Genomic DNA, 23,298 nt, shown 5'->3' with positions numbered 1-23,298 from the left:
TAAGAGGTGATGATATCACCTCTGAGTAGGTGGCCAAATTTAATGTACCACTACAGTCTTGCGTTGTTTCCGATTGTTTTCCTAATGAGCGTTGGGCTTCAGGATTTACCGTTAAGGCCCTACTCCTTATTTGTTCTGATTTGATTTCCGGAGTTATAAACATTGTTAAGTGGTCCTTACTCATAAATAGTGTATCACTACAATGCAAAGTCAAATACTCCGTTTTTAATTGAAAAAACCAAATTTCACCCCCGTAGAAGTGAAAGGCCGTACCTTGGCCGTGCTGAAGAAATGAGTTGACCTTGGTTTTTTCTTTGTGTCATTTTTATTAGGCCTTAAAAAATGTATATAGATTTTTTGAAAATCTATTGATTTGTTTTTTTGCTTGTTCTATGATTTCCACATCGACAGGTTAATAGTTAATTGAAAAGGGAGAGTTACTCTATGTCTTCTGTACTACAAGCTGAGTGTCCGTGTTGTGGTCTGTTAACAGCAGGTGACTTAAATGAAATAGAAAAGCTATTTGGCTTTAGAAATATGAAAGATGGTAAAAAAATTTGTCAATCTTATTGTCGCCATTGTCGAAGTAAGCATTGCCGAATTAGTTCTAAGCGCTGTAAAAATTAAACACATTTAATAGTTATATTTTAGTTGGAAGTTATAAAGACTTTCGATGGTGTTTAGTTGTAATTGTACATTTTCATTATATTAATGGATTTATTATGAGAACTTATTTAGAAACTGTGAAAGAGTTAAAAGACATTTGCTCTGAATTAGAGTGCTGTTATTCATATGAACTTATTGAGTTAATATCTTTTAATTTAGGAATACCCAAATCTGAATTGAGTGAAACACCAAGAGATGTGATTAAGGAATCTATTTGTACATTGATGTTTATATCTGATAACAACTGAGGGTAAAAATATTAGTCATTAAATTTTATTTAATGACTAATAAATATCTCATCAATTTTATTTTATATGGGTTAATAATGGATGATAAAATAAAAGATATTAAAGAATTGAAAATGAGAGATTCTTACGCAAAAAGACTTCGTGAATTTAGACCTGATGAACGTCTTATTAGTCGTGAGGGTACTATTCATGGTACATCCTTAAGAACTGATATGATAACTGTTGATATTAAAAATGTTATTCGTGTTTGGGAGTTTAAGGTAACAGCAGATTACTCAGCGTTAGGGCAGTTACTTGTTTACCTCCACTTAAAACGTAAAGAAACTGAGTTTAAGAAAAGCGTTATAGGTGTTTTAGCTGTTACTGAAATTTCAGAATATATAAAGGAAGTTATTATATCATCTGGTCTTAATATTGAAATTGTTCTACTTAATAAAAGCATTTCAGGTATTGAAAAGTACTTAATTGGTAATGAGGTTAATGTTAACTATCCTCACTACTTTAGTAATTAAAATAAATTAATTTTTCCAAATAATAAAAGATAGGTGATTATATGTTTTCTGCACCAAGTCAATCTACAATTAAAAGTAATGAAGATTTACTAGAACATCCGGTTTTTTTAGGTATTAAATATATTGATTACTCTGATAGAGTTGTTCAAAAAAATTATAGTGAGCGACTATATGAGTTTCAACATAATCCTGAACTATATACGGAAATACACGGGCAACTGTCCATTAAAGGAAATATGAATAATACGGAAGGTAAGCGCCTTAGTATTATTTCACCAATGTCGTTACGTAAGTTTATTAATGTGGTTAAGTATGATCCTGCTAATCCTCCTTTAGACGACTATGAATCATTGGGTATGATGGAAGCTCACAATAAAACACAATCAGATTTTAAAGGAGCAAAAAAAACTAACCGTCTAGATTTCATTAATTATCTTCAGGAAGGTGTAAGAGAAGAAAGAGATATTCATCTACCTGTTATTTCTGGTTGGCAGTCTAGTGATGTGTTTAGTGATGCAATCTTTGTTATTTATCATCAAGTGGATGCTCATACTGCGTATGGTTGTTTATATTTACCTCGCAAACCTATTATGCAGTCTGACGGTCAAACTCAAACTGCAGCGTTGTTTGGTGTAGCTCAATCAAAAGAAGGGGTTGAGGCTGGCGCGTTAGATAAATTGATTGTTACTTTAGAAATAGAGTTGAATGTTGATTCAGTTAAAGCAGCCCAAGCTTTTGCTGACAGGAATGGCCGTGGCTCAAAGAAAAATAAAAACTTGGTTATTAGTATGGATACGGCAGCACCATTAAGTCGATTACGTTCAAATATAGTGCAGGGAACTGTGTTTGAGCGTCGAATTGCAGATGGTCGTAGTGGCGGTATTACAGTTACATCAACTGAAAATATCGTCGACTTATCGACATTTGAGCAAATGCTGGCGATAGCTTTAACAGGGGGCTCACCATTAAAGCCTGAAAAATTTAAATCCTATCATATGGATACATTAATGCCTTTTGCAGTTGAATTCATTCAATTACTTGATGCGACATTTAAATCATATTGGGTATCTCCGGTTTTACCGGGCAAAGATCCATATCGTCGTTTATATGTAATGGGGTGGCCATTTGCTCTCAAAGGGATTGCGTTGGCATACTATAATTCGCGTATTGATAAGCTAGAGCCAATACGTACTGCAATGCAAGAAAAAGTTCCAGCAAATGAGATTGCTCAAGAGTATTTTGAACGCATTATTTCATCTATTTCAGTCCCAGTTGTTAAAGTATCATTTGAAGAATTATCCATACGACTCAATCAGATTAATTGGCTTAAACATAAAAAACATTGGATTGCGATTACGGGTTATGCAGAAAGTGCTGATGGTAGTAAAAAAGAATGGAAACTGAAAGAATACGGTACTGTTGTAAAATCACTAAATCAAAATCAAGCAGTATTAGTCACTAAAGTGGCAAATAAAATTCTAAGCCCAACATGGGAAGATCTAAAGAGCGATATCGATGAACCATTGAGCTAACGTTCTTCTGAAAGATAATAGTTAAATGGGGTGAGTAGCCCCTTTTTTCATTTCAATTATCATGGCATAGCACGTTGAATAGCCACCAAATTAGTAGACACTCTTTAACTTTATTTCATATTGCTTTTCATACTCTACTGGCGACAACTGATTATTGGAACCGTGTCGGCGTTTAATGTTGTAGAACATCTCAAGATATTCGAAGATGTCCATACGAGCTTCCTCTCTCGTGGTGTAGCACTTCCGCTTAATTCTTTCTCTTTTGAGTAACAGGAAAATTTTTCGGCAACCGCCTTGTCGTGACAATTACCACGGCGACTCATACTTGATTCAAGACCATGCTGTTTCAAAAAACAGTCCCAGTCGGGTCGCAACATCAGCCACGCTATGACCTTTTTCAGTCACTTGTTTGACAGCTTCAATTTTAAATTCTTCTAGATATTTATTGCCGCTCATAAGCACCTCTCTATTAGTCATTTCGTCTAACTAAAAGGTGTCTATCAAGTCGGTGGCTATTCATTAGATGAACTGGCTGATTAGCTTGATCTTCGTGGTCATCCATTAAAAGGACGAGAATCAGTTGGTCTTGGTTGTAACTGTGAGCTTTTTGATAACGTGCGTTATTGGTCTTATAAAGTAATTCGTCAATATTGGGCGCCAACTCTACAAACGTAAGTGGAATGAAGCGGTATATGAGCGCGTAGAGACATTAAACAACGGATTTATTTCACCGCTTCCTATCTCGGAGGTGAAGTCTATCTCCAAATCGTTCGCTAATTGGACATAACGAGAGTTTACGCCAGCTAAATTCCGTCAAAATCAGGCCTCGAAAGGGCGTAAAGGCGGTTTGATTGGTGGCAAGTTAGGTTCAGCGGGTTCTATTGATGTTGTTAAGTCTAAAGGTGGTGGCCTAGATTGTAGCGTCGAACTCTACACTCCTAGAGTTTCAACTGATGCTTCACATTAATAGCAACTTGAATTACCTCAATAGAGGCGACATCTGCGGTGCCCGACAGGGCTACACGGAGTTGATGTGTAAGTCGCGCAAGGCGTTTACAACGCTCATGCTCATACTCCTTACACTCGCACAACTTCAGAAGGCTCTCTTCAATGGAAAGCCTTCTTTGTTCTGTTTGTTAGAAATCTAATGACTGTTGTTCTTCTTCTTTTGGTGCTGTTATATGGCTTAGGATTTCATCTCGTGTTTTTTTAATGGAATCAGCTACATTGTTAAATACGTAACCGCCTTCTTTATTTTGTTTCATAAGCGCATTTGTCCAAATAGGATTCCATTTTTGAGCTTCTTCACTAAAAGCATTCCAATCTACACTTGATAAGGTATTTAACTCATCAAATGAGTGTTCTTCATTCCAGTTAATATTTTCATTTTTACCTAGCGTATAACAAACTTGTCCTAATGCTTGTAAGAATATACCTTGGAATGATACGTCGCGTTTTATATCTCTCAAATCTTTTAGATAGCCGATTCGTTCATTTTTCAAACCTGAATATTTCAACCATTTTGTACCAAAGATTTGTTCAACTTTCTTCCAGAAATTCCCTACAAATAAGTGGCGATTTTCGACTTCTGCAATCATTTTTTCTGATACATTTTCAATTGGTTTATCATGATTACTGATTGCGAATGAATGCGCTTTAGCAAGAGCAGAAAGAGTGAACAATTTTTGACTGGATTTACCAATGCTTTTACTGTTTTCTTCAATAAAATCAGGAGACATCCAGTTAACTTCGGTTCGTAGATTTATGAGATCTAAGATGGTTGGACTATAAGTTTCGTATTTTAGAATTTGCTCTGTTGATGCTTGAGAGTTTAATGCATTGCCTTCGATGTAAAGTCGACGTTGAGCATCGAGACTTAAGCCTTTTACTACCTTATTTTCAATTTTAGAACCATAAATAACAAAAGGGATTCTTGTCGTATCAAAAACTTCATTAAGTAATGGTTCTAGCTTTTTGAGTTCATCGAAACTGAATTTTTCGGCTGCTGCATCTTCTTCTAATTTTTCTTTTCGAGATATCTCTTTCATTAAAGTCGCTTTTCTGTCCATAAATGCTTGATACCAACAATAAGTACCAACTGAGCGACCTTGCCCATCACCTATTTGTGCATAAGCTTGTCCAAATGAAGGTTGTGCTTTCATTACACCAACGCTTTGGCTTCGGCCTAGATGAGCAAAAAATAAAGCCAGAGAATTGGAATTAACGTCTTGGAATTGAGTTGGGTCGAGTAAATCAAGACTGATTGCATCTGATGATTCATCAACAATTAATTGAAGGCAGCCTAGAAATCCTTCATCAATAGCATTATGTTCAAGATTTTTTAGCACTTTATCCATGAAATTACAAAAGCTTATCATGCGTTTTGATTTCATTACATCATTAGTGATGAGTAAGTCTTGAGTGATTTCTGATTGGTGACCAAGAGAACGCTGAGCTTCAGGGTTCACGGTCAATGCTCCACTTCTTATTTGTTCTGCTATTTCTCTAAGTGAGATAGAACCAGTCAAAATTATCTTACCCAAGTGTTCTGATTTGATAACTGGGGTCATAAACATAGATGCATCCTCCGAAGTTTGTCTTTAACTTGTATTTTACCTGTATAAAAATGAATTATCAATAAAATATAACGTTTTTAGTTTGATCTTTTTGATTTTGTATTTTTATTTAATAAATAAAAATTAAATATCGTTTTTATTGCTACATTAAAAATTTATTTAGATTTTTACATACTGCCTATTGATTTTTTTGAAATTAGTTGTATATTGTTCTCATTCTTGGTTGAGTGGCGCTGAGGGGGAATAGTGAAAGAGAGGTGTTGAGTAAACGTCACCGACTGAAAATGAATCATTCTTAATGCTTTTGTAAAAGAACTCTGGCGTTAAGTAGAACCGCTTATTACTTGAAAGAAAAAGGAGTCGTAATGTGCAATCACAATGAGTTTGATAAAAATTGTAAAGAAGAGCTAAAAATTGATTTAAGTATGGATCGTATAAATACGGAGTCGATATTTGGACCTTATTTGATTGGTGCTTCTAATTATGTAGAAGGAATGGAAACGAAAGATCAATTATATCCATATCCAGAATTTGGTCTTTATATGCTATGGGAGAAAGTTGAGGAAATTGATGGTAATTTTAAAATAAAATGTATTTATGTTGGTAAAGGTGAAGTTAAAAAAAGATTGAGAGATCACATATCAAAAAAAGACTTAGATGATATTTTTTATATTAGTGTTTTTGAATGCAGTAATCGAGTTTCAAAATATTTGGAACAAAATGTACTAGATTGCTATTCATTGACTCTTAACAAAAATGAAAATAATGATGGTGGTGAGAAGTCAGAATTAATTAACTATATTGATGCTAATTGTGAATTTGTTGGTAATGACATTTTCCAATATAAAATGTTAGAGTATGAAGAAAATAAAAATCAAGAAAATGTTATTTATGAATTTTTACTTTCAATCAGTTTAAATGATAAAAATAAAATAAATAAGTGGAAATCTAAGATTAAGAAATATTTGGATAAAGGTAATGTTAGATTCTTGGAGGAGCTTTATTCTTATATTTCTATTTTAATTCGCAGTGGTTATCAACTTAATAAGGATTTACGTGAGGTTTGTATCTATGAACTATCCGTGAGAAGTAAATCAGGAACAGATTTTGTTGGAATTCAAGGTATGGACTATTTTTTAAAATTAAGGCATGAGTACGATAGGTCTTTAAAATTAGTTCATTGTTTTAAATAAAAGTCAGTTGATAGTTAGAGTGTATTGATATTTATAAAAAACATTCTTTAAAAGTAAAATACAATTTTAGAATCTCGTTGTGAATAATTCTAACACTGGTAATTTTGATACCACTCTCCACCATTAGAACAAATGTCCATTCTTCCTCATTCGTGGAGATTTGCTATCACTGATTTTTGTTTGTTTTGAGCAAATTCGATCCAAGCTATGCTTGGATCACTGAGTGTTAACATGCCATGAATCGGCTCTATATGAATCACTCTATTTTTTATCGCGTCTGATAGTAACCCCTTTTAGTTGCTCTCCTGACACCATAAATACGGTATCGTTATCTTGGTTGCAGGTGGTCATATTGTCACTTCTTGAAGCTGCAATACACCATGTATTATTTTGTTGATAATGTTCGGTAATATTGACCGTATGTAAGTACACATCATCTTCTCTCAATACGGCCTCTGATTTTGCTGCTATAAATAACCCTCTTAGTTCTTGCTTCATTCTATCCATTTTCTAATGTTCAATCATGGCATGAAACGATGGTGCTACAATAGTTGACAAAATGACGAGAACACTTACGCTTATGACTAATTATAAAAGTGTTAATCCTTTATTTTTCATGGTATTAAATCCTTTTTAAGTAAGTTATGTAACTTGCATAAGTTAAGTAAGTTAAGTAAGTTACGTAACTTAAATCAGTCTAAAGCGGTTGGCTTTCCACTCGGCTGCATCTATTAAACCTTGGTTGTAATAACCGCCCCAATCGAAGAAGAACGGGCTAAAACTGCCGCTGCCTGTGATATGGCTAACCCCAATACAAGCGATAATGACTGCTGCTGAAATGGCGTATTCAATCGGATCGCCGGTACGAAATCGCCCACCAAATAAGTGAAATCGTCTGTCGCTGTAAGGGGAAAAGGGCACCCCGCTTACTGTCATGGCATCGGTTAAGATGTGGCTGACGCCGCCCCATGCAAAGGCCATCAATAGGCCGTGATAATCCCAAACAAAGGTGAAGGTGATCGCGGCGATTAGCCAATGGGTGAATATGTGTGTCGGTCCTCGGTGTTTAACCGGCTTACCCAAAGCTTTAGAAACATATTCCATCCAATCGGGGGCGTTACTCCCTTTCATTTCTTGGTTGGTTTGTGTGTGTCGAATGACATCAATCAGACCTAACAACCAAGCATCTAAAATAATCGGTGATGTGTGATCACCCATTACGCCATACCTGTTTATCACAGCACTTAACTGCACCATAAATGCTGTGCGTCCCCGTCAAGACGGCATTACGTTGTCACGTATTCCATTACTTTTTATTGTGCTGAGAACCAATAACCACCCATTTATTTAGTGTCGCTGGCGTCGTGTTCCCCGCAACGACAAAGGCTGAATACGTTACCTTATTTTTTGTGATGAGCATCGTAGAGGACGAGTTGATACGACTGCATCAAAGCAGCATAATGAAGGGGATTTTCACTTCCCTATGTATTCCTTTCGCACTGCGCCAACAGTGACAAAGGTTATCGACCGTCCTTATCGCTCTGCGTTAATGGCTCCTTTCGCTATAAACAAGCCAATCACATTACAAAATAAAAACAGTCACTTATGTTACGTTTTGAGATAGCGCGATCAGTGTATTTGTTGCAATGTAAAACGTATTTTATGAGTTACAGGGTAATGATGTTTCTCTCGTACAACCTAACGCACTATAACTTTAATTCTTGCATTTATTTAACTTGCATAAGTTACGTAAGTTATTACACTTACCAAAGTTACTTAATTTACGTAAGGGAAGATGATGGGGAAAATTATTTTGCTTGGTAGCCAAAAGGGCGGCTGTGGTAAATCCACCTTAGCGGTAAACGTGGCTGGCTGGTTAGTGCATCAAGGTCATAACGTGATTTTGGTTGATGCAGATCCCCAAGGCTCTGCCGTTCGTTGGGCGCAAGATCGCCAGGAGCAAGAACCCCTAAAACATATCCCTCACGTACAAGCGTCTGGCAACATTAACCAAACCTTAAAAGATTTAGCGGTCCATTACGATTACGTGGTTGCTGATACCGCAGGGCGTGATAGCCGTGAACTTCGTACCGGTATGGTGATCGCCGATGTTCTGCTTTCTCCTTCTCGTCCATCGCAATATGACTTAGACACTTTGCCGCACTTAACTGATGTATTTCTCCAAGCACAAGACATTAACCCGAAACTAAAAGGTTACTTGGTGCTAAACATGTGTCCGACTAACCCTGTGATCAAAGAAGCGGATGATGCCAAAGAATACCTTTCTGATTTTCCAGAGTTCGGTATGGCCACAACACTGATTTATGATCGTAAAGCGTTCCGTGATTGTGTAGCAGAAGGTAAATCTGTCTTTGAATGGAAAGATGCAAAAGCTAAAGCCGAGATCAGCGCATTAATGGAGGAGGTATTCCGTGGTTAAAAAACGTGAACGTGTGACTGAGCAAAAGAAAATTGATGCTTTTGCCAGTGGTGCTGAAATTAAAATCGTAACCAAAGAAACAACTTCTAAGCGTGAAAAGAAGTTTAAGCGTGTGACTTTCTCTCTAACTGAGCATGAAGATCAACTGGTTGATGAATTATCGCTGAAAGTACGTTCGTTCCGTTGTAATCGTTCACAAGTGGTAAAGGCTGCTTTGGCATTGCTGGAAGCACAGGACGAAAAAACGCAAATTGCTCTGTTAGAAAAACAAAAAGAAAATTAATTTTTGTTTGTTCATTGAGTATGTGCGTTAACTCGAAGAGTTATCCACATATTCAGTGAATAGATCCAATATATAGATCCTATATAGATCCAATAAAGATCCCTGATCGCGCTAGCCCTTATGTACCAAGGGCTACAGAGGAGTGGGGTGTATTCTAATTGGGTTGTGGGTGTATTCTAATTGGGTTATGGGTGTATTCTAATTGGGTAAAGTGGTGTATTCTAATTGGGTTTGAATTTTAAGGTATGTGGACAATATGGCTCAGGATAAGACCCTTCTACCGCACACTGAAGTAGCACCGACACCAGAATTGCAGCTTGTATCAAGCACATCAACCAGTGTTCAGCCTAACGTATTGTTACGTACTGGTGTTTTCACGCCTGTTGGTCGCAAACTAAATATGAACAGTGGCAACATGATGGATTTAACTTCTGATCTGGCTAACTTAGAGCTATGTCAGAAAGAAGGTTATGATTCTGTCACGGTTCGTGGCACTCGCCTTAATGTCGAAACCGACTTCAAAGTGTGGTGTGGCATTGTCTTAGCCTTTAGCAAATTGGGCTTATCATCTAACATCATTCGCCTCAAATTCAGTGAATTTGCCAAATACTGTGGCTACCCTAGCCGCCGTTTTGATAAAAACCTACGTCGTCAAATTGGGGAATCCTTAGAGCGTATCCAAAGCCAGAGCTTAACTTTCCGTCGTAAAGGGGCTGAAAAGGCCGTACACACGGGTATGTTGCTTAAAGCCAGTTATGACGGTGATGAAGATATTGTTGAGTTAATGGCTGATGAATCTCTATGGGATCTTTATCGTCTTGATTACCAAGTGTTAGTCAGTATGAAAGTGCTGTCTAAATTACCTCGCGCCGAAGTGGCACAGTGTTTATATCTGTACTTATTGGCCTTGCCTGAAAATCCTATTCCAGTGTCATTTACTCGCTTACGTGAGCGTTTACGATTGGAAAGCTGCACCAAAGAAGCTAACCGTAAGATCAAAACAGGCTTAAAGAAATTAGAGTCTATTGGCTTTTTGAGTGGCTCTTTCATGACGAAGAACGGTGAGCAGTATTACTGCATTGATAAGCGTTCTAAGAAGCTGACCAACAATTTAGAAAAATCTATCCTAGATGATTAGGTGTACGCTGATTGGGTAAACAACCCAATTAGGACACACCATTGTGACGTATCTTACTGTTTTATGGTGTGCGTTGATTGGGTAAATAACCCAATTAGAATACACTTTGCTGCTTTTAAGGTGGCTATCGGGTGTGCGCTGATTGGGTAATTGGCCTATTCTGCGCTAATTCTGTCTTATGGGTGTACGCTGATTGGGTAAACAACCCAATTAGAATACACCGTCGCAATTTTCCCCTTCCCTTATGGTGCAATTTCTCCTGTTTGTTTAGCGTGATGTTTCTTGTCCAATCAAGGAATGATCATGGCTAATTACGCTTATTTGCGGGTATCAGGTGATACCCAAGACGTAAACAACCAAAAACATGGCATATTAGAGTACTCAAACCGCCTAGGACTGAGTAACTTAGTTTTTGTAGAGGATTGTGTGTCTGGGGCTAAAAAATGGCGTCAGCGGCGTTTAGGGAGCTTGTTAGAGGGATTATCAGCAGGGGATGTGATCATTTTTTCTGAAGTTACCCGTATGGCACGTTCCACGCTGCAAGTATTAGAGATCTTAGAACTGTGTATGGAAAAGCAAATCAGCGTCCATATTGCCAAACAGAACATGCAGCTAGATGGTTCCATGCAAGCCAAAATTGTTGCCACCATCTTGGGGCTAGCCGGTGAAATAGAACGCGAGTTTATCCGAATGCGAACCAAAGAAGCGTTAGCTGCACGTAAAGTGAAAGGCCAAATATTGGGGCGCCCAAAAGGTCCAGCTAAACGTTTAAAGCTCGATGATAAACGCGACCAAATAGAAAAGTATCGAGCTATGGGTTTAGGAATTAGAGCCACCGCAAAGTTATTAGATATCGCACCTAGTACATTGAGTGATTATTTAAAGCGTTGATATATAATAAAAGAATAAGTTGCGTAACTTGCGTAAGTTATGACTGTTAAGTAAGTTTGGTTAGGTTGTATGAATATAGATTTTTCTGATTTTATTGCGTTAGCTTCAATGGTGGTAGCGATTGCGGCTTTACGGATTAGTCGTGAGTCTGCTGCAATTTCAAAAGCTAGTTCGTTGGCGGGGCATCATGGTCCTGCTTCGCTGGCTTATACAAAAGTTATTACTGAATTAAAGGATGTTACTCACGACCTTTACGATTGTAGCTCTACATTGCTAAACCGTTGGGGAAGAGAAATAGAATCAAAAGATCATCGTTCGTGTGGCGGTGTGAGTCCTCGCCCATTACGTCACGTTCTCTACAATGGCTACATGATGACAATGCAATATGGATTAAGTAATCATTCAATGCGCCATACCCTCATCAGTGTCTTGCAAAATGGTATGTATGATTTTAGTGAAACTGAATACCAAAAATTACTGAGTAAGGTTGATAATACCTATGATGATGTTGAGGGGGTATTGGGTACTCCATCAACAAGGTTAATTACTCAGTCATCCGCTTTTCGTTGGATCTGTTATCAACTCATTAAGCGTATTTCTCATGGTGAATGGCAAAATATATGGCGTGGATCCTGGGATGAAAATGGCTGGCTGACTCAATACCAAAATGAATATGTAAAGGTAAAGCCTGTACTAGAAGCGGCAAGAAATACGCTGTTAGATGAAAAAGCACGGTTAGAACATACAGCGTTACCGCTTAGTAAAAATACAGAACTTTTTAATAAGTACAATGAAGCCTTGAGTGCAATCAACAATATTCTTGAGTGTAGCGATATGGCGTATTTGCAAGCTCATGATAGTCCAATATTGAAAGAGGAATATTGTCTTTTAGTTTTGTGTGCAATGACATCAGTACAGTTAACTTATTATAAAATAAACCAATTAAATGGATTTGATGACAATTAGTGTATTTTTATAATTACGTAAGTTATGTAACCTTCATAACTTACGTAATCTGTTAACTACAACGATCTTCTAGAACAGGGTTCTTATTACCTTGTACTTTTTCAATTCTTTCTGAGCGCTCACATTCCCATTTAGTAACAGGGTATTGTTTATCCCACGCTTCCATTAATTGGCGTTGTTGGCGGCTCATTTTGTATTTTGGATATACAGCTTCAAAGTACATATAAGTACGCGCAACGATTCCTCGCGAACGTTCAGGCGGCTGTGCCTTCTTGCTTTTAGAACCGTGTGATACTTATACGGTGATCAGCTTTCGTAAAAAGCGTGGCCAACTGGAATACATTGAAGTCACACGACAATCGGGGATTTACATGCGACATGTTAGAAGGTACGTTCACAGAAATGACAGGGCTGTATACATAGTAGTAGGTGATGATAGGTGTTAAAAAGCCCTGCAAAGCAGGGCTATAGCTATTTATGCATACCGTTCTTGGTTTGTTGATGTAATAGACTCTAATCCAAATATTGATACGGTCATAAGTGCTGCTGGGTCTGAATTATCAACAGGGCATAAAACAATAGAAGTATCATCAAAACTAGCAACAATGCCTATAAATTTCGCACCTGATATTGTCGTGATTTGGCATTCTATTTTGTGTACTTTTAGATAACCTAAGCGACGTTGAATATGATTATTTTTATTGCTCATTATAAATTCCTATTAATTCAAGAATCTTATTAAAATCATGCGGTGTACGAACTTTTATTTTCAGTAGTTCACACCAAGCTAATTCAGGTATTTGTCTTAAATTACTATTTCTCCCGTAAGGAGTAGTTTCAGGTGTTACTAATGAATAATGTTTGTATATATTTTTCGGTAATACATCAATAAGATCGTTGCCCCCACAATAACGAGGAATGAAAATACTAGCGAATTTTGTTTTTTCGACAGCAATGACGATATCAATGCTAGAACATAGAAAAGGGGTTAATTTACTCGTTGGTTTATATTCTGGGTGTGGAATAATATTAATATTCTCATCAGAAAATTTAGTTAATATATCTTCACTATACATTCGTTTATCTTCAGACATAGAACCTGAGATAAGGGCGCTTAATGCTTTTGTGGTATTACGGTGTTGTTCGTTTATTGCTTTTTCTAACCATGGAAGAAAAGCCTTATAATCAAACCGCAACGTTAAGCTAAGACCTAATATGCTAGTACGATCATAACAGTAGCGCTCTAAAGAACCTTTATCACCAATAATTGTTTTAAATGATTTTGAAAGAGCTTGGCTACGAAGTGTTAGTTTACTCTCAAGCTCAGGCATAATTAGCCCTTTAATACCTGCTAAGTCAGAAAAATCATAGATAATATCAATATTTGTGACGGGATATTGTCCAGAGGGTGGGGCTTGTGTGAAACGGCGCGAAGGATCATTTACCCATTTTAACATGGCAGAGTAATCATCACCGAATTCATTAAATTCTTCTTCCGAAAGCATTTTACTGGGTTTATTTTTATCTCGACTATTAATCAAATTAAGATCATCACAATTAGGGGCAAGTTGATTGAAATAGTCATTACTGCAAGGATCTTCACCCTCCTCTTTCTTTTTTATTGCAAATAAAAGCGCACAAATTGTCACATAAGTATCTGTTTTTAAGATCATTTCATTTGCGATGTCAATGCTATCTGTCTCTATTAGAGTGTCATGTTTTTCTAGTGATTTAAGTAATTGACCTAAAGAAAGTACTTGGTTTTTAATGTGGTACATATTAAAGATGTAATCTTCATCAACTAGTTTTTTTATGTCATCTAAATAGAGCTGTTTAGCTGCAAAACGGCCGATATCATCACTAACTTCCTTTCCTCCTAATTTAATGGTTAATGTTTCTTGCGTTGCCGATTTTATTTCTTCAATGAATCTCTGGTTTAGTAATGTTGCCGTCATGTGTTGTTATCATCCATTTTGTAGGCTTATGAAATACAATAGTCGGCTGTTGATTTTTAGTCAAATTCAAATAATAAAAAATGACCAAAAAAAAGATATTGATCATATTGGTTCTTTATTGGGCGTTTTTTTTGTTTTTTTTTAGCCTTAAGTATATTAGTGTAGATTTCATTGGTTACTAAGGATATTCATGATGCCTCAGAAAAAAGCACCTAAACGCCTAGCGCAATATATTAATGCCGCGATTGCTGTATCACCAAAGTTACAGATTGAAATTAGCCAAGAAGCTGGGTATTCGACATCCAATAACCTCACGATGATAAAGCAAGGAAAATCCCGGGTTGCACTGAATAAAATAGAGCCTTTAGCGAACGCGTTGAACCTCTGTCCAATCAAACTAATGAATTTAGCGCTGGAGGAATATGAGCCTGCTATATTTGAATTTATTCAGAAAAAAAGCACTCTACTATCAGCAAATGAGCAAGCCATCATCGCGATTTATCGTATGTGTGCGGGCACCAAAGAGCTAACACTCAGTAAAAGTACTACCGATAGGTTAACGCAACTTTTTCTTGAACTAGAAGCTTAATTACCTAAAAGAGAGTGTTGAATGATTAAATTAGAGTTTAGTGAGAACGAATATCCCTTTAATAGATTATTCTCATACTTCATAAAAGTAGGATAAATATAATATTCTAAAATTGTCAATTTAGATGAGTTAACCAATTTATAAGAAAAAGTATTTTCTTATAAATATAGATAGTAAATTAATATTATTAAATGTGTAAAAGGAATTTAAATGGATCAGTTAAAAATAAAAATAACAAACGGAAATATAAAAAATGGTCACTTTTATATTCCGACTAGTTGTACTATTTTCCCCACAACCTCATGGGGAGGGAAGAATAAGAGTGAGATGGGGAGCAAATTCAGTGTCAGCTTTGAAGGAACTGGCGAAACCATAATGACGGATATTGACGGAAGTAAACGTATATTACGTATGTCGCGTGGACAAACATCTCGATTTTACAAGAAACACCATTTATCTGAAGGCGATATAATCTGTATAACGAGAGAGGAAGGTCTTAGATTCAAAGTATCAATTTCTTGTTGATGCCAAGGACAAGAGAAATTGTAACTTACGTCAGATCCCTGAATTGGCATGGTGTGAATTGCTTAAGGTAAAAATTCGCACACAAAATGAGTTGGACAATGTCATTAGCTTGATCAGCGAATAGTCATGAGGAGAAGCAAGGATGCAGTTATCTCATCATGCTCAGCAAAGAATTTGTGAGCGAAATTTATCCTTACAGGATGTTGAATTAACACTCGACTATGGCGTGGTGATCAAAGAAAAATCCACCACTCAGCGAGTCATTTTAGAACGTAATGGTATTTGGGTGGTAGCTACAACGGGCTGGGAGCCCTACGTGATCACCGTATTTGAAAAATGACAAAGAAAAGGAATATCCCCATGTTATCTCAATTTAGTCAGTCAGTAGCGTCACTATCGTTTCCGTTGCAGCAATTACCAGACTCACTACGATTAGCCAAAGCCTCATCGCTTGAAATCTATTACGCGCCTTTTGATCACATTAACACTGCTGCTAAAGTCGTGATTTGTGGGATCACGCCTGGGCTTCAACAGGCAGACATTGCCTTGCAGAAAGCTCAACAATTGTTAGCTTCTAATACGCCATTGGCGGTTGTTAGTCAGCAAGCGAAAGAAACCGCCAGTTTTGCAGGCCCTATGCGTCGTAACTTAGTCCGTATGTTGAATCACATAGGGCTACAGGGCCGATTAGGGATCGCAGATTGTGAAGAGCTATTTACCACGCGCAAAGATTTAGTGCACTACACATCAGCTTTACGTTATCCCGTCTTTGTTAATGGGAAAAACTACGGTGGTCGAACTCCGAAAATGCTCAAAGAGCCACTATTAAGAGAAACGATAGAGCAATACCTTGGTGAAGAATTGCGTCACCTTTCGGCTGATACATTGTATATCCCATTAGGTGATGCTGTCGCTGATGTTCTGTTCTTCATGGCTGAGCATGGGGTCATTCAGCGTAATCAAATTTTAGCGGGTATGCCTCATCCATCTGGCGCCAATGCAGAGCGTATCGCTTTCTTTTTAGGTGAAAAAGCGAAAGAAGATCTATCTGCTAAAACTAACCCCGCTATTATCTTAGAGAAAAAACAGCAATTATTGGCGTTATTAAAATAGCATTTTTAGCTATTACTTGCAGGTAATGTGCATACTGTAATACAAGCCTTACCTGCTAAGTACTAGACACTTTCTCTTCGCTAATACGATATAACTATTATTCAGTTATTGTTTAACGCATTGATATATAAAAAGAGAATAAGTTACTTAACTTACGTAAGTTAAGTAACTTATTTAGGTTGTCTCCACTAAGGCACATCAACCGAGCAGCGTATCACCGCTGCACCACTCAGGCTCTACAACGATGAGCGGCAGATCCCGCGATTACCTCATTGATAAACGTCTGCACCAACTCTATACCCGACTACGTGAATGCAATCCAAGTGTATTGGATATGGTGAATGCGCTTAATTTTGTACTTAAGCAATATCCAGCATTAGGGCCTGTGATTGCTACTTGTCACGATCTGGAATGTTTTATTGAAGCGGTAGAAAGTTACGAGCAGGAGGGGGCGCTATGAGTGAGCCGTATTATATGGAAATAGCCAAAACCATTTTAAGCCAGCTCGGTGGTAACCGTTTTATTACCATGACCGGCGCAAAACATTTTGTCGGCCTTACCGAACCTGGGCTGCAATTTGATTTACCTACCGACACGGGGGCAATTAATAAAGTGACACGGTTACGGGTAATTTTGGATCCGTGTGATACCTACACGGTGATCAGCTTTCGTAAAAAGCGTGGCCAACAGGAATACATCGAAGTCACACAGCAATCGGGGATTTACTGCGACATGTTACTATCTAACATGCAAAATGTCGTTTTAAGTCTTGTATTTAAAATGAGCTTAAATCTACGCATAAAAATAATCTTGTCGCCGTGTAGAAAGCGTTAGGTATGTTGAGGGTAATTATGAATTTATTGGGTGAATGTACACTTCTTGGTGCTTCATTATTGGGGCTCAGAAATTAGAGTTTGCTTTGTACGGTGTTGTATCACATTTATCTCATGCCTATGACGGTAAAAAAGATAAACGTTTTACTGAACTTACTCCAGAGCAATTTCTGAGGGGGGCCTGTTGATGACTTAAAGCTAACGCTAGGACAACTAGAAATGGCATTTGGTGAAAAGTTAGAAACCCAGAAGAGTTCTTAAAGAGGTTTATTGATAAATGTGAGTACTGGCAATCAGTTCTAAATGGTTTTTTGTGGTTCTTAATGCTGGAAGCTGCAAGGAAAGAAGGGCGTATCGAAGAAGTAACCCTATCAGAATATCAGCACTCACAAATTATAATTTATCTAGCTCACGTCAAAAAAAACATCAAACGATCCTAGTGAAGATTCAATAAAATTTGCTCTTAAGTAGGGCTATTTAACAATATGTATCTAAAGCGATCTGATGCGTGTTAAATTGACTAGAGCTTTAACTTAAACTCTAAAATTGTCACGCGTGACAAAATCACCTCTAAAAAACTTAGATGCTCATTAAAGTTATGCTCTTTTCACTATTTTTCACCATGACTTGGTGAAAAAACTTAACTATATAGTTAAGTTTTAGATTAAATTACCCATAACTTAACTATATAGTTAAGTTATAGCGGCTTTTTTCAAAATTAAATTCAGTAAAATTTGCTCTTAAATAGCTCTATTTAACAATAAACATCTTTCACGTACTTCGAATCGAAATCATCGTTCGCGTGAATTTGATGGTGAAACGGGTGTTTTCCATAGAGAACCAATCTCAAATAGGTACGCTTTGGATTGGGTATATTTTTGATGGATTTATCACTTGTGGACACTCCGAGAATAAAGCCCGCCAGCGAGACGCGACATTCATTTCAAACCACGCCCTTACACCATCACGTTAAAACGCCTTCGTGTGAAAAGCCGCAATGCAAGCATCGCCACACCAAGGCAACGTCATGGTGTTGTCGGGGCGGTTTTCCATTCATTTTGCCGCTGGCTAGCTTAGGAGCTTGCTTCCAACCCCTGTCCCCAATCTTGGGGAAGTTTACGCTTCGCGCAAACAAGAGCCTGTCGCACCGTAATGGCTCACGCTCTTAGGTTTAACAGCATTGTTTTGTGGTTCGCCATTACCGTGCGTTTGGGTATCGTGGGTGCTGGCGCTTCATAATTACGGCTACTTGGTGCCTTTTGCTGGCACAAAGCAGCCTTAACATAATGGTTTTTATGCGAAATGTTACGTGCCTAACTCCAGCAAGCTGGCGGGCACTGGGCACAACGCATAAAACGGCAATTATGTTAAATTTTCCGCGCTCAGTTTGGCATCGGTGATCGCTTTAGCCACAAGCCAACATCAAAAGCTGCCTGTGTGTGTGGTTACATTTGGCATCTTATTAGCGTGGTTAGGCTGCTATGTTGGCAGTACCTGCCAATTACCTCGCGCTTCGCACATCGGCTTCCACAACCTCCCCCGCCCACCCAATGTAGCCCGCTTGGTACTAAAAAATGGTGTCTACGTCTTTGGCCTGTCCGTATTTGGTTACAGGCTTTATTTACTGTATTTCTATCGCGGTCTACGTGGGCTGGTCGTTGTGGTAAATCAAGATCCAAAGCAATAAAAAAGCCTGCTGGCGCAGGCTTTTATCGTTCACTTCATTGCCCAAAAAGGTAAAGGGTAATTATTTGATACAGGAAAGTAATGATGAATACCCTCTTGTTTCTGCTTTTCTATTCTACTTTTAGCTTCGAATATACCGGTGTTAAATTTTTTAATAGGCCTTTTAAAGCGATCTCTTGTTTTTGTTTTGTTATAAGAGATCCAATCAACCATGGATAAGTTAGGTAATAGATTACTTTCGTTAAACTTTTCTAAATTAAGGTATTCATCTATTGTGCTTACAGCTTCATGTATACTAATGGTATATTTATATGGCAATGAAGGATGTAGATCTTCATGGTAGAGATATTTTTTAATTAAAAAAGTAGTAAGTTGCTGTAAGCTATCCACTTTATTTTTTTCTGGTAGAGCGATAATTTCATTACCTGAACACATTACATACTCATAGAACGCCCCATATTCTAGTCTGTTGTACAATAATGCAGAGAGGGCTGACGGAATTTGTGATACTTCAGTTATATAACCCATACGGCAATTACGATGCCATTTTGCTATGCCACCTAGTTTAGATGTGTCCATATTAAGTATCTTTTCTTTTTCTTTCTCATTCGTGACATAAAGTCCTTTTATCTTTTTGGATAACATGTCACTGATTTGTTTAGTCTGGCCTAACAAACACAATGTTTCTAAGACTTCTTTATTTAGTTTTATTATGCCTTCTTGCTTAAAGAGAACACCGTCTATTAGTGAGTCAATTCTTGGTTGGGGATAGGTGGATCTAGTTGGAAAAAGTAATTCTAATACCCAAGAAGACCACTCTTCTAAAACGTCATCAATTGAACGCATGATCAATTCAGTAAAATCACTTTTATCTAAGTTGATTCTTCCATCACTACAGGCCTCAAGTAAAAGATCAAGTGTTACTTCTTGGTCATTATATGATTTAACTACATGACCAAAAGTGAGAGGCGAATAAATATTTGAAAAGGAGAATCTCTGCATTCGATGTAAGCTGAATTCATCAGTGTCTTTTCCTAATAATTCCTTTCTATCTATTTTTTTTTCTAATCTACATTTAATAACAATATTCAGAAGTTCTTCTGGATCAGGAAGATACAAAAAACGTTGAAAAATCAATAATGGATTTTTTAAAATAGAATACATTGCCTGAAAGGAATATGGGTGTTCGATGTACGAATGAGAAAATAAAATAGAGTTATCTTCCATCGCTCTCTCTACTTGAAGAACATCATACTTGCTAAGTAAAGAGTCTTTATTTTTTATCGTCTCAAGTATTTCTAGAGCACTATCCCCTTTATCTAGCAAACTTAATACGTAAGATATCTTGTTTTTCTTTTCCTTATCCCTTTCTGAATTTGATGTGTAATTATTTGATAGAGCTTTTGTAACCGCGCCAGTAAAGCGCATCTGCTGCGTAAAAAAATCAGAATTTTTTCTATCACTATTAAAGTTTCTTACCGTATATGAGTATAACGATACTATTTGTTCGAAAATGTAACCATATACTCGCTTTATCTCATTATTTTTCGAGTTAATATTGAAATTAACTAAATTATCTATGTTTTTATTCATTGTTTAGATCTATCTTTATTTTACCTATTATGGTGATATATTTTATTTTGTTGTGTTTTATCTGTCACCTTTTTATTTCAATTGTGTAATTATGTCTTTGTTTTTTATCACTATTTTTGTTGACGTAAGGCGGTTTTGAGCGTTAGTCTAATTAAACATTAACAATTACAGGTAATCCTAAAATGAATATTGATAATTTCAACGCTACACCAACTTCACCAAGCAAAAGTACAACGGGAGAAGTGTTAAAGCTTCATGATGCTGAAATGAAAATTTTAAATAGTGGATCGCAAGGAATAAAAAGACTGGCAAAAATGAGAGCGTTAGATCTACAAGAAGCGATGCCCTCAATGTCTGATGAGGATGCAGAAAAAGGAGGTGCAGCCTATGTAATGCTCAAAATTATTGGAATAAATGGAGGTTTAACGGAAAGTACGCGTGATGAGGTTAAACGCTTAGAATCAAATAATGTGTAATAACAAGTAAGGTTAAAATAATGAGCATCGAAGTTAAGCCTGATATCTATTTTACACCAAATACAAAAGAAGAGGCTGATAAGGCTAATAAATTATATAACTTGCTTTTACGAGCAAAAGATCAGACCCATAGAGAGAATGAAAAAGCAGCAAAAGTAAAAATTAAAAAGAAGAGGTATACCTCTAATGATTTTTTAAAAGAGATGCTTTTTGATGCTATGAGTGATGTTGATGGAAGAGAAAGATAATGAGTGATTTAAAACCTTTTAAGGGAGGGAAAAAGAAGAAAATCACTATAGGAAGAAGACAAGCCGAAAGAGCAACTGAAATCTGTAATCAAATAGGTAAGACTCCCGAAAGATTAATTAAGGATGAAATCGAAAAAAATACACCACGAGAAGCGAGAAACTCATAAAAGTTGCCAGTACGTAAAATGTGGTTTGTAACTACGTACTGGCTTATTAGCACACTTTGAAAGGATAGTTACAGACATTAATATGTTATTTTGACTGCTATTTTATGTATACCCTAACGAAACCACCTCCCTCTGCCTCTCAACTCTTACCGCTTCATTTGTGAAACCATCTATACTAAACTGATTTTAGAAACTAACTTAAATTAAACCAGTTTAGGGGAAACCATGCTGATCCGTGCTTACCTTCGTGCCTCAACCACCGAGCAAGATGCCCAACGGGCAAAAGAAGAACTGAAAGCTTTTGGCGCCAAATTTGGAAGTCGTATTGCTGGCTACTACATCGAAAACCAATCAGGCACCAAGTTAGAAAGACCGGAACTTAACAAGCTGATAGATGATAGCGAAGCCGGTGATGTGTTGCTGATTGAAAAGATGGATCGCCTCACTCGTTTACCTTGGCTTGAATGGAAAACCTTAAAAGCCCGTATCATGGAAAAAGGGTTAGTGATTGTAGTGGCAGATCAGCCGATGACGCATGCAGTGTTCAGTTCGGGTGAGCAAAACAGTATTACCTTGGCCTTAACTGAGTTTATGTTGGATTTAGGCGCCGCGATGGCCCGTGATGATTACGAAACTCGCCATAAACGCCAAGCGCAAGGTATTGCGAAAGCAAAAGCAGAAGGTAAGTATCGTGGGCGCCGTGTGAATGAATCACTGCATCAAGATATACGAGATCAGTTAAAACTTGGGCGTAGTTATTCAGAGATACAGCAGAAGTTAGGGTGTAGCAGGGCGACAATAGCGAGGGTGGTGAAGGAGAGTAAATTATAGATATATTAAATTAACGATTTTAAATCTGTATATTGTCCGTCTTATATGGTGTTTAACCATTAAACTATTTAATTGCTATAAGTTAAAATAAAGAAACTTGCTCGTCTTGCTTATGTTCAATTATTTCTTCAGGTAACTCTAAATAGCTTAAAATAGCATCGCGGGTTTTTTGCATCGAATCTGCAACGTTGTTAAAGACATAAGCGCCTTCTTTGTTTTACTTCATCAAGGTATTTGTCCACTCGGAGTTCCATGTTTTTGTTTTTTCATCAAATGCATTTCAGTCAACCGTTGCTAATACATTCAACTCATCGAAGCTATGATCTTCATCCCAATCGTAAATAGCACCAAGCTTGTGACACACATAACCTAATGACTAAAGGAATATCGCTTGGAAAGAAATATCACGTTTAATATCTCTTAAGTCTTTTAAGTGATCTATACGTTCACTTTTCATACCTGCGAATTTTAGCTACTTATTTCCGAATAGCATTTCAAATTTTGATCAAAAGATGGGTTAGCATTCATAACTCCTGCACCTTGGCCTGTTCCCATATGAGTAAAAATAATGTTAATGGACCTGATTTGTATTCTGCATCTATTTTTGTGTCATCTAGGAGTTCAACGGAAACGGCATCAGATGATTCATCTATGATTAATTGCAGGCTTCCTAAGAAACCTTCCTCAATAACTCCTCTTGTAAATTGCTAAGTACTCTGTCCATAAAATTACAGAAACTAACTATACGTTTTGACTTTATTACATCTTTAGTTATCAGTAAGTATGTAGTGGTCAATAAATACTGGCCACAGTTTTAGAGGTTAACCAATATAATCG

At 37.1% G+C, this 23,298-nt stretch carries 28 protein-coding genes and 2 pseudogenes; 21 read left to right on the top strand and 9 right to left on the bottom strand.

The features are described 5' to 3' along the window. The first annotated feature begins 444 nt into the window (after window positions 1–444). The 3 genes from I3259_RS17125 (at window position 445) to I3259_RS17115 (ending at window position 2,958) form a co-directional block, all read left to right on the top strand. Complete coding sequence (locus I3259_RS17125) at window positions 445–627, top strand: hemagglutinin (RefSeq protein WP_238030938.1); 183 nt, start codon at window positions 445–447, stop codon at window positions 625–627. Window positions 628–991: 364 nt separating this feature from the next. Then, on the top strand, window positions 992–1,426 hold the full coding sequence (locus I3259_RS17120; RefSeq protein WP_238030937.1) for a hypothetical protein: 435 nt from the start codon (window positions 992–994) through the stop codon (window positions 1,424–1,426). Window positions 1,427–1,467: 41 nt separating this feature from the next. Next, window positions 1,468–2,958, top strand: coding sequence for a hypothetical protein (locus tag I3259_RS17115; RefSeq protein ID WP_238030936.1), 1,491 nt, complete (start codon window positions 1,468–1,470; stop codon window positions 2,956–2,958). Window positions 2,959–3,048: 90 nt separating this feature from the next. Here I3259_RS17115 and I3259_RS17110 read toward each other — a convergent pair. Further along, window positions 3,049–3,323 (bottom strand): annotated as a pseudogene (locus tag I3259_RS17110) (IS3 family transposase); the annotation flags it as partial. Beyond that, entirely contained in the window at window positions 3,289–3,414 is a 126-nt protein-coding gene (locus I3259_RS17105; RefSeq protein WP_238030935.1) for a transposase, read from the bottom strand. The pseudogene I3259_RS17110 and the gene I3259_RS17105, both read right to left, overlap by 35 nt. 193 nt (window positions 3,415–3,607) lie before the next feature. On the opposite strand from I3259_RS17105, the gene I3259_RS20310 reads away from it, so the two are divergent. Beyond that, window positions 3,608–3,745 (top strand): primase C-terminal domain-containing protein, encoded by a 138-nt coding sequence (locus I3259_RS20310; protein ID WP_346015707.1) that lies wholly within the window; start codon window positions 3,608–3,610, stop codon window positions 3,743–3,745. A gap of 349 nt (window positions 3,746–4,094) precedes the next feature. Here I3259_RS20310 and I3259_RS17100 read toward each other — a convergent pair whose 3' ends face one another. Further along, the gene (locus I3259_RS17100) at window positions 4,095–5,534 is read right to left on the bottom strand and encodes a DNA sulfur modification protein DndB (protein ID WP_238030934.1); all 1,440 of its coding nucleotides are present in this window, start codon (window positions 5,532–5,534) and stop codon (window positions 4,095–4,097) included. Between the two features lie 365 nt (window positions 5,535–5,899). On the opposite strand from I3259_RS17100, the gene I3259_RS17095 reads away from it, so the two are divergent. Beyond that, window positions 5,900–6,727, top strand: a complete 828-nt coding sequence (locus I3259_RS17095; protein ID WP_238030933.1) for a hypothetical protein — start codon at window positions 5,900–5,902, stop codon at window positions 6,725–6,727. 261 nt (window positions 6,728–6,988) lie between these two features. Here I3259_RS17095 and I3259_RS17090 read toward each other — a convergent pair whose 3' ends face one another. Together I3259_RS17090 and I3259_RS17085 are read right to left on the bottom strand one after the other, a co-directional pair. Continuing rightward, window positions 6,989–7,225: a GspH/FimT family pseudopilin gene (locus I3259_RS17090; protein ID WP_238030932.1), complete on the bottom strand. Its 237-nt coding sequence runs from the start codon at window positions 7,223–7,225 to the stop codon at window positions 6,989–6,991. A 189-nt stretch (window positions 7,226–7,414) separates the two neighbouring features. Then, complete coding sequence (locus I3259_RS17085; RefSeq protein ID WP_238030931.1) at window positions 7,415–7,966, bottom strand: metal-dependent hydrolase; 552 nt, start codon at window positions 7,964–7,966, stop codon at window positions 7,415–7,417. Between the two features lie 559 nt (window positions 7,967–8,525). On the opposite strand from I3259_RS17085, the gene I3259_RS17080 reads away from it, so the two are divergent. The 5 genes from I3259_RS17080 (at window position 8,526) to I3259_RS17060 (ending at window position 12,445) form a co-directional block, all read left to right on the top strand. Continuing rightward, on the top strand, window positions 8,526–9,167 hold the full coding sequence (locus I3259_RS17080; protein ID WP_238030930.1) for an AAA family ATPase: 642 nt from the start codon (window positions 8,526–8,528) through the stop codon (window positions 9,165–9,167). After that, window positions 9,160–9,450 carry a hypothetical protein gene (locus I3259_RS17075; protein ID WP_238030929.1) on the top strand — a complete coding sequence of 97 codons (291 nt, stop codon included), beginning with the start codon at window positions 9,160–9,162 and terminating at the stop codon, window positions 9,448–9,450. The genes I3259_RS17080 and I3259_RS17075 overlap by 8 nt, the downstream gene beginning before the upstream one ends. 256 nt (window positions 9,451–9,706) lie before the next feature. Beyond that, entirely contained in the window at window positions 9,707–10,588 is an 882-nt protein-coding gene (locus I3259_RS17070) for a RepB family plasmid replication initiator protein (protein ID WP_238030928.1), read from the top strand. Between the two features lie 303 nt (window positions 10,589–10,891). Beyond that, a complete protein-coding gene (locus tag I3259_RS17065; protein ID WP_238030927.1) occupies window positions 10,892–11,479 on the top strand; it encodes a recombinase family protein in 588 nt (195 codons plus the stop codon). A 69-nt stretch (window positions 11,480–11,548) separates the two neighbouring features. Next, window positions 11,549–12,445: a hypothetical protein gene (locus tag I3259_RS17060; protein WP_238030926.1), complete on the top strand. Its 897-nt coding sequence runs from the start codon at window positions 11,549–11,551 to the stop codon at window positions 12,443–12,445. 52 nt (window positions 12,446–12,497) lie between these two features. Here the strand turns inward: I3259_RS17060 and I3259_RS17055 are convergent. From I3259_RS17055 to I3259_RS17045, 3 genes and pseudogenes are all read right to left on the bottom strand, one after another. Beyond that, a pseudogene (locus I3259_RS17055) lies at window positions 12,498–12,719 on the bottom strand (endonuclease); the annotation flags it as partial. A 201-nt stretch (window positions 12,720–12,920) separates the two neighbouring features. After that, on the bottom strand, window positions 12,921–13,154 hold the full coding sequence (locus I3259_RS17050; protein ID WP_238030924.1) for a hypothetical protein: 234 nt from the start codon (window positions 13,152–13,154) through the stop codon (window positions 12,921–12,923). Beyond that, window positions 13,144–14,400, bottom strand: coding sequence for a hypothetical protein (locus I3259_RS17045; RefSeq protein ID WP_238030923.1), 1,257 nt, complete (start codon window positions 14,398–14,400; stop codon window positions 13,144–13,146). Before I3259_RS17045 ends, I3259_RS17050 begins: the two co-directional genes overlap by 11 nt. 190 nt (window positions 14,401–14,590) lie before the next feature. On the opposite strand from I3259_RS17045, the gene I3259_RS17040 reads away from it, so the two are divergent. The 7 genes from I3259_RS17040 (at window position 14,591) to I3259_RS17010 (ending at window position 19,147) form a co-directional block, all read left to right on the top strand. After that, window positions 14,591–14,989: a hypothetical protein gene (locus I3259_RS17040; protein ID WP_238030922.1), complete on the top strand. Its 399-nt coding sequence runs from the start codon at window positions 14,591–14,593 to the stop codon at window positions 14,987–14,989. A gap of 210 nt (window positions 14,990–15,199) precedes the next feature. Then, on the top strand, window positions 15,200–15,514 hold the full coding sequence (locus I3259_RS17035) for a hypothetical protein (protein WP_238030921.1): 315 nt from the start codon (window positions 15,200–15,202) through the stop codon (window positions 15,512–15,514). Window positions 15,515–15,656: 142 nt separating this feature from the next. After that, the gene (locus I3259_RS17030; RefSeq protein WP_238030920.1) at window positions 15,657–15,854 is read left to right on the top strand and encodes a DUF4258 domain-containing protein; all 198 of its coding nucleotides are present in this window, start codon (window positions 15,657–15,659) and stop codon (window positions 15,852–15,854) included. 20 nt (window positions 15,855–15,874) lie between these two features. Continuing rightward, a complete protein-coding gene (locus I3259_RS17025; protein ID WP_238030919.1) occupies window positions 15,875–16,627 on the top strand; it encodes a uracil-DNA glycosylase family protein in 753 nt (250 codons plus the stop codon). Between the two features lie 244 nt (window positions 16,628–16,871). After that, the gene (locus I3259_RS17020; protein ID WP_238030918.1) at window positions 16,872–17,087 is read left to right on the top strand and encodes a hypothetical protein; all 216 of its coding nucleotides are present in this window, start codon (window positions 16,872–16,874) and stop codon (window positions 17,085–17,087) included. Beyond that, on the top strand, window positions 17,084–17,461 hold the full coding sequence (locus I3259_RS17015; protein ID WP_238030917.1) for a hypothetical protein: 378 nt from the start codon (window positions 17,084–17,086) through the stop codon (window positions 17,459–17,461). Before I3259_RS17020 ends, I3259_RS17015 begins: the two co-directional genes overlap by 4 nt. A gap of 1,386 nt (window positions 17,462–18,847) precedes the next feature. Continuing rightward, window positions 18,848–19,147: a hypothetical protein gene (locus tag I3259_RS17010; protein ID WP_238030916.1), complete on the top strand. Its 300-nt coding sequence runs from the start codon at window positions 18,848–18,850 to the stop codon at window positions 19,145–19,147. A 29-nt stretch (window positions 19,148–19,176) separates the two neighbouring features. Here I3259_RS17010 and I3259_RS17005 read toward each other — a convergent pair whose 3' ends face one another. Then, window positions 19,177–20,739: a hypothetical protein gene (locus tag I3259_RS17005; RefSeq protein ID WP_238030915.1), complete on the bottom strand. Its 1,563-nt coding sequence runs from the start codon at window positions 20,737–20,739 to the stop codon at window positions 19,177–19,179. A 182-nt stretch (window positions 20,740–20,921) separates the two neighbouring features. Between I3259_RS17005 and I3259_RS17000 the strand changes: the two genes are divergently transcribed. The 4 genes from I3259_RS17000 (at window position 20,922) to I3259_RS16985 (ending at window position 22,461) form a co-directional block, all read left to right on the top strand. Beyond that, complete coding sequence (locus I3259_RS17000; RefSeq protein ID WP_238030914.1) at window positions 20,922–21,215, top strand: hypothetical protein; 294 nt, start codon at window positions 20,922–20,924, stop codon at window positions 21,213–21,215. A 20-nt stretch (window positions 21,216–21,235) separates the two neighbouring features. After that, window positions 21,236–21,463, top strand: a complete 228-nt coding sequence (locus I3259_RS16995) for a hypothetical protein (RefSeq protein WP_238030913.1) — start codon at window positions 21,236–21,238, stop codon at window positions 21,461–21,463. Then, window positions 21,463–21,630 (top strand): hypothetical protein, encoded by a 168-nt coding sequence (locus I3259_RS16990; RefSeq protein ID WP_238030912.1) that lies wholly within the window; start codon window positions 21,463–21,465, stop codon window positions 21,628–21,630. Before I3259_RS16995 ends, I3259_RS16990 begins: the two co-directional genes overlap by 1 nt. A 225-nt stretch (window positions 21,631–21,855) precedes the next feature. Further along, window positions 21,856–22,461, top strand: coding sequence for a recombinase family protein (locus I3259_RS16985; protein WP_238030911.1), 606 nt, complete (start codon window positions 21,856–21,858; stop codon window positions 22,459–22,461). Window positions 22,462–23,298 lie beyond the last annotated feature (837 nt).

Origin of the sequence: Photobacterium sp. Ph5 (assembly GCF_022129445.1) — a bacterium.
Taxonomy (GTDB): domain Bacteria; phylum Pseudomonadota; class Gammaproteobacteria; order Enterobacterales; family Vibrionaceae; genus Photobacterium.
Note: the sequence above shows the minus strand (reverse complement) of the source record. Positions and strands in the feature narration are given on the sequence as shown.

Excerpts from the sequence above, each read along its gene's own strand:
- I3259_RS17015 (WP_238030917.1), top strand. The coding sequence starts at position 17,084 with ATGAGTGAGCCGTATTATATGGAAATAGCCAAAACCATTTTAAGCCAG.
- I3259_RS17030 (WP_238030920.1), top strand. The coding sequence starts at position 15,657 with ATGCAGTTATCTCATCATGCTCAGCAAAGAATTTGTGAGCGAAATTTA.
- I3259_RS16990 (WP_238030912.1), top strand. The coding sequence starts at position 21,463 with ATGAGTGATTTAAAACCTTTTAAGGGAGGGAAAAAGAAGAAAATCACT.
- I3259_RS17120 (WP_238030937.1), top strand. The coding sequence starts at position 992 with ATGGATGATAAAATAAAAGATATTAAAGAATTGAAAATGAGAGATTCT.
- I3259_RS17005 (WP_238030915.1), bottom strand. The coding sequence starts at position 20,739 with ATGAATAAAAACATAGATAATTTAGTTAATTTCAATATTAACTCGAAA.
- I3259_RS17060 (WP_238030926.1), top strand. The coding sequence starts at position 11,549 with ATGAATATAGATTTTTCTGATTTTATTGCGTTAGCTTCAATGGTGGTA.
- I3259_RS17090 (WP_238030932.1), bottom strand. The coding sequence starts at position 7,225 with ATGAAGCAAGAACTAAGAGGGTTATTTATAGCAGCAAAATCAGAGGCC.
- I3259_RS17070 (WP_238030928.1), top strand. The coding sequence starts at position 9,707 with ATGGCTCAGGATAAGACCCTTCTACCGCACACTGAAGTAGCACCGACA.
- I3259_RS17025 (WP_238030919.1), top strand. The coding sequence starts at position 15,875 with ATGTTATCTCAATTTAGTCAGTCAGTAGCGTCACTATCGTTTCCGTTG.
- I3259_RS17020 (WP_238030918.1), top strand. The coding sequence starts at position 16,872 with ATGAGCGGCAGATCCCGCGATTACCTCATTGATAAACGTCTGCACCAA.
- I3259_RS17045 (WP_238030923.1), bottom strand. The coding sequence starts at position 14,400 with ATGACGGCAACATTACTAAACCAGAGATTCATTGAAGAAATAAAATCG.
- I3259_RS17105 (WP_238030935.1), bottom strand. The coding sequence starts at position 3,414 with ATGAGCGGCAATAAATATCTAGAAGAATTTAAAATTGAAGCTGTCAAA.
- I3259_RS17125 (WP_238030938.1), top strand. The coding sequence starts at position 445 with ATGTCTTCTGTACTACAAGCTGAGTGTCCGTGTTGTGGTCTGTTAACA.
- I3259_RS17000 (WP_238030914.1), top strand. The coding sequence starts at position 20,922 with ATGAATATTGATAATTTCAACGCTACACCAACTTCACCAAGCAAAAGT.
- I3259_RS17095 (WP_238030933.1), top strand. The coding sequence starts at position 5,900 with ATGTGCAATCACAATGAGTTTGATAAAAATTGTAAAGAAGAGCTAAAA.
- I3259_RS17115 (WP_238030936.1), top strand. The coding sequence starts at position 1,468 with ATGTTTTCTGCACCAAGTCAATCTACAATTAAAAGTAATGAAGATTTA.
- I3259_RS16995 (WP_238030913.1), top strand. The coding sequence starts at position 21,236 with ATGAGCATCGAAGTTAAGCCTGATATCTATTTTACACCAAATACAAAA.
- I3259_RS16985 (WP_238030911.1), top strand. The coding sequence starts at position 21,856 with ATGCTGATCCGTGCTTACCTTCGTGCCTCAACCACCGAGCAAGATGCC.
- I3259_RS17035 (WP_238030921.1), top strand. The coding sequence starts at position 15,200 with ATGGATCAGTTAAAAATAAAAATAACAAACGGAAATATAAAAAATGGT.
- I3259_RS17050 (WP_238030924.1), bottom strand. The coding sequence starts at position 13,154 with ATGAGCAATAAAAATAATCATATTCAACGTCGCTTAGGTTATCTAAAA.
- I3259_RS17065 (WP_238030927.1), top strand. The coding sequence starts at position 10,892 with ATGGCTAATTACGCTTATTTGCGGGTATCAGGTGATACCCAAGACGTA.
- I3259_RS17100 (WP_238030934.1), bottom strand. The coding sequence starts at position 5,534 with ATGTTTATGACCCCAGTTATCAAATCAGAACACTTGGGTAAGATAATT.
- I3259_RS17080 (WP_238030930.1), top strand. The coding sequence starts at position 8,526 with ATGGGGAAAATTATTTTGCTTGGTAGCCAAAAGGGCGGCTGTGGTAAA.
- I3259_RS17040 (WP_238030922.1), top strand. The coding sequence starts at position 14,591 with ATGATGCCTCAGAAAAAAGCACCTAAACGCCTAGCGCAATATATTAAT.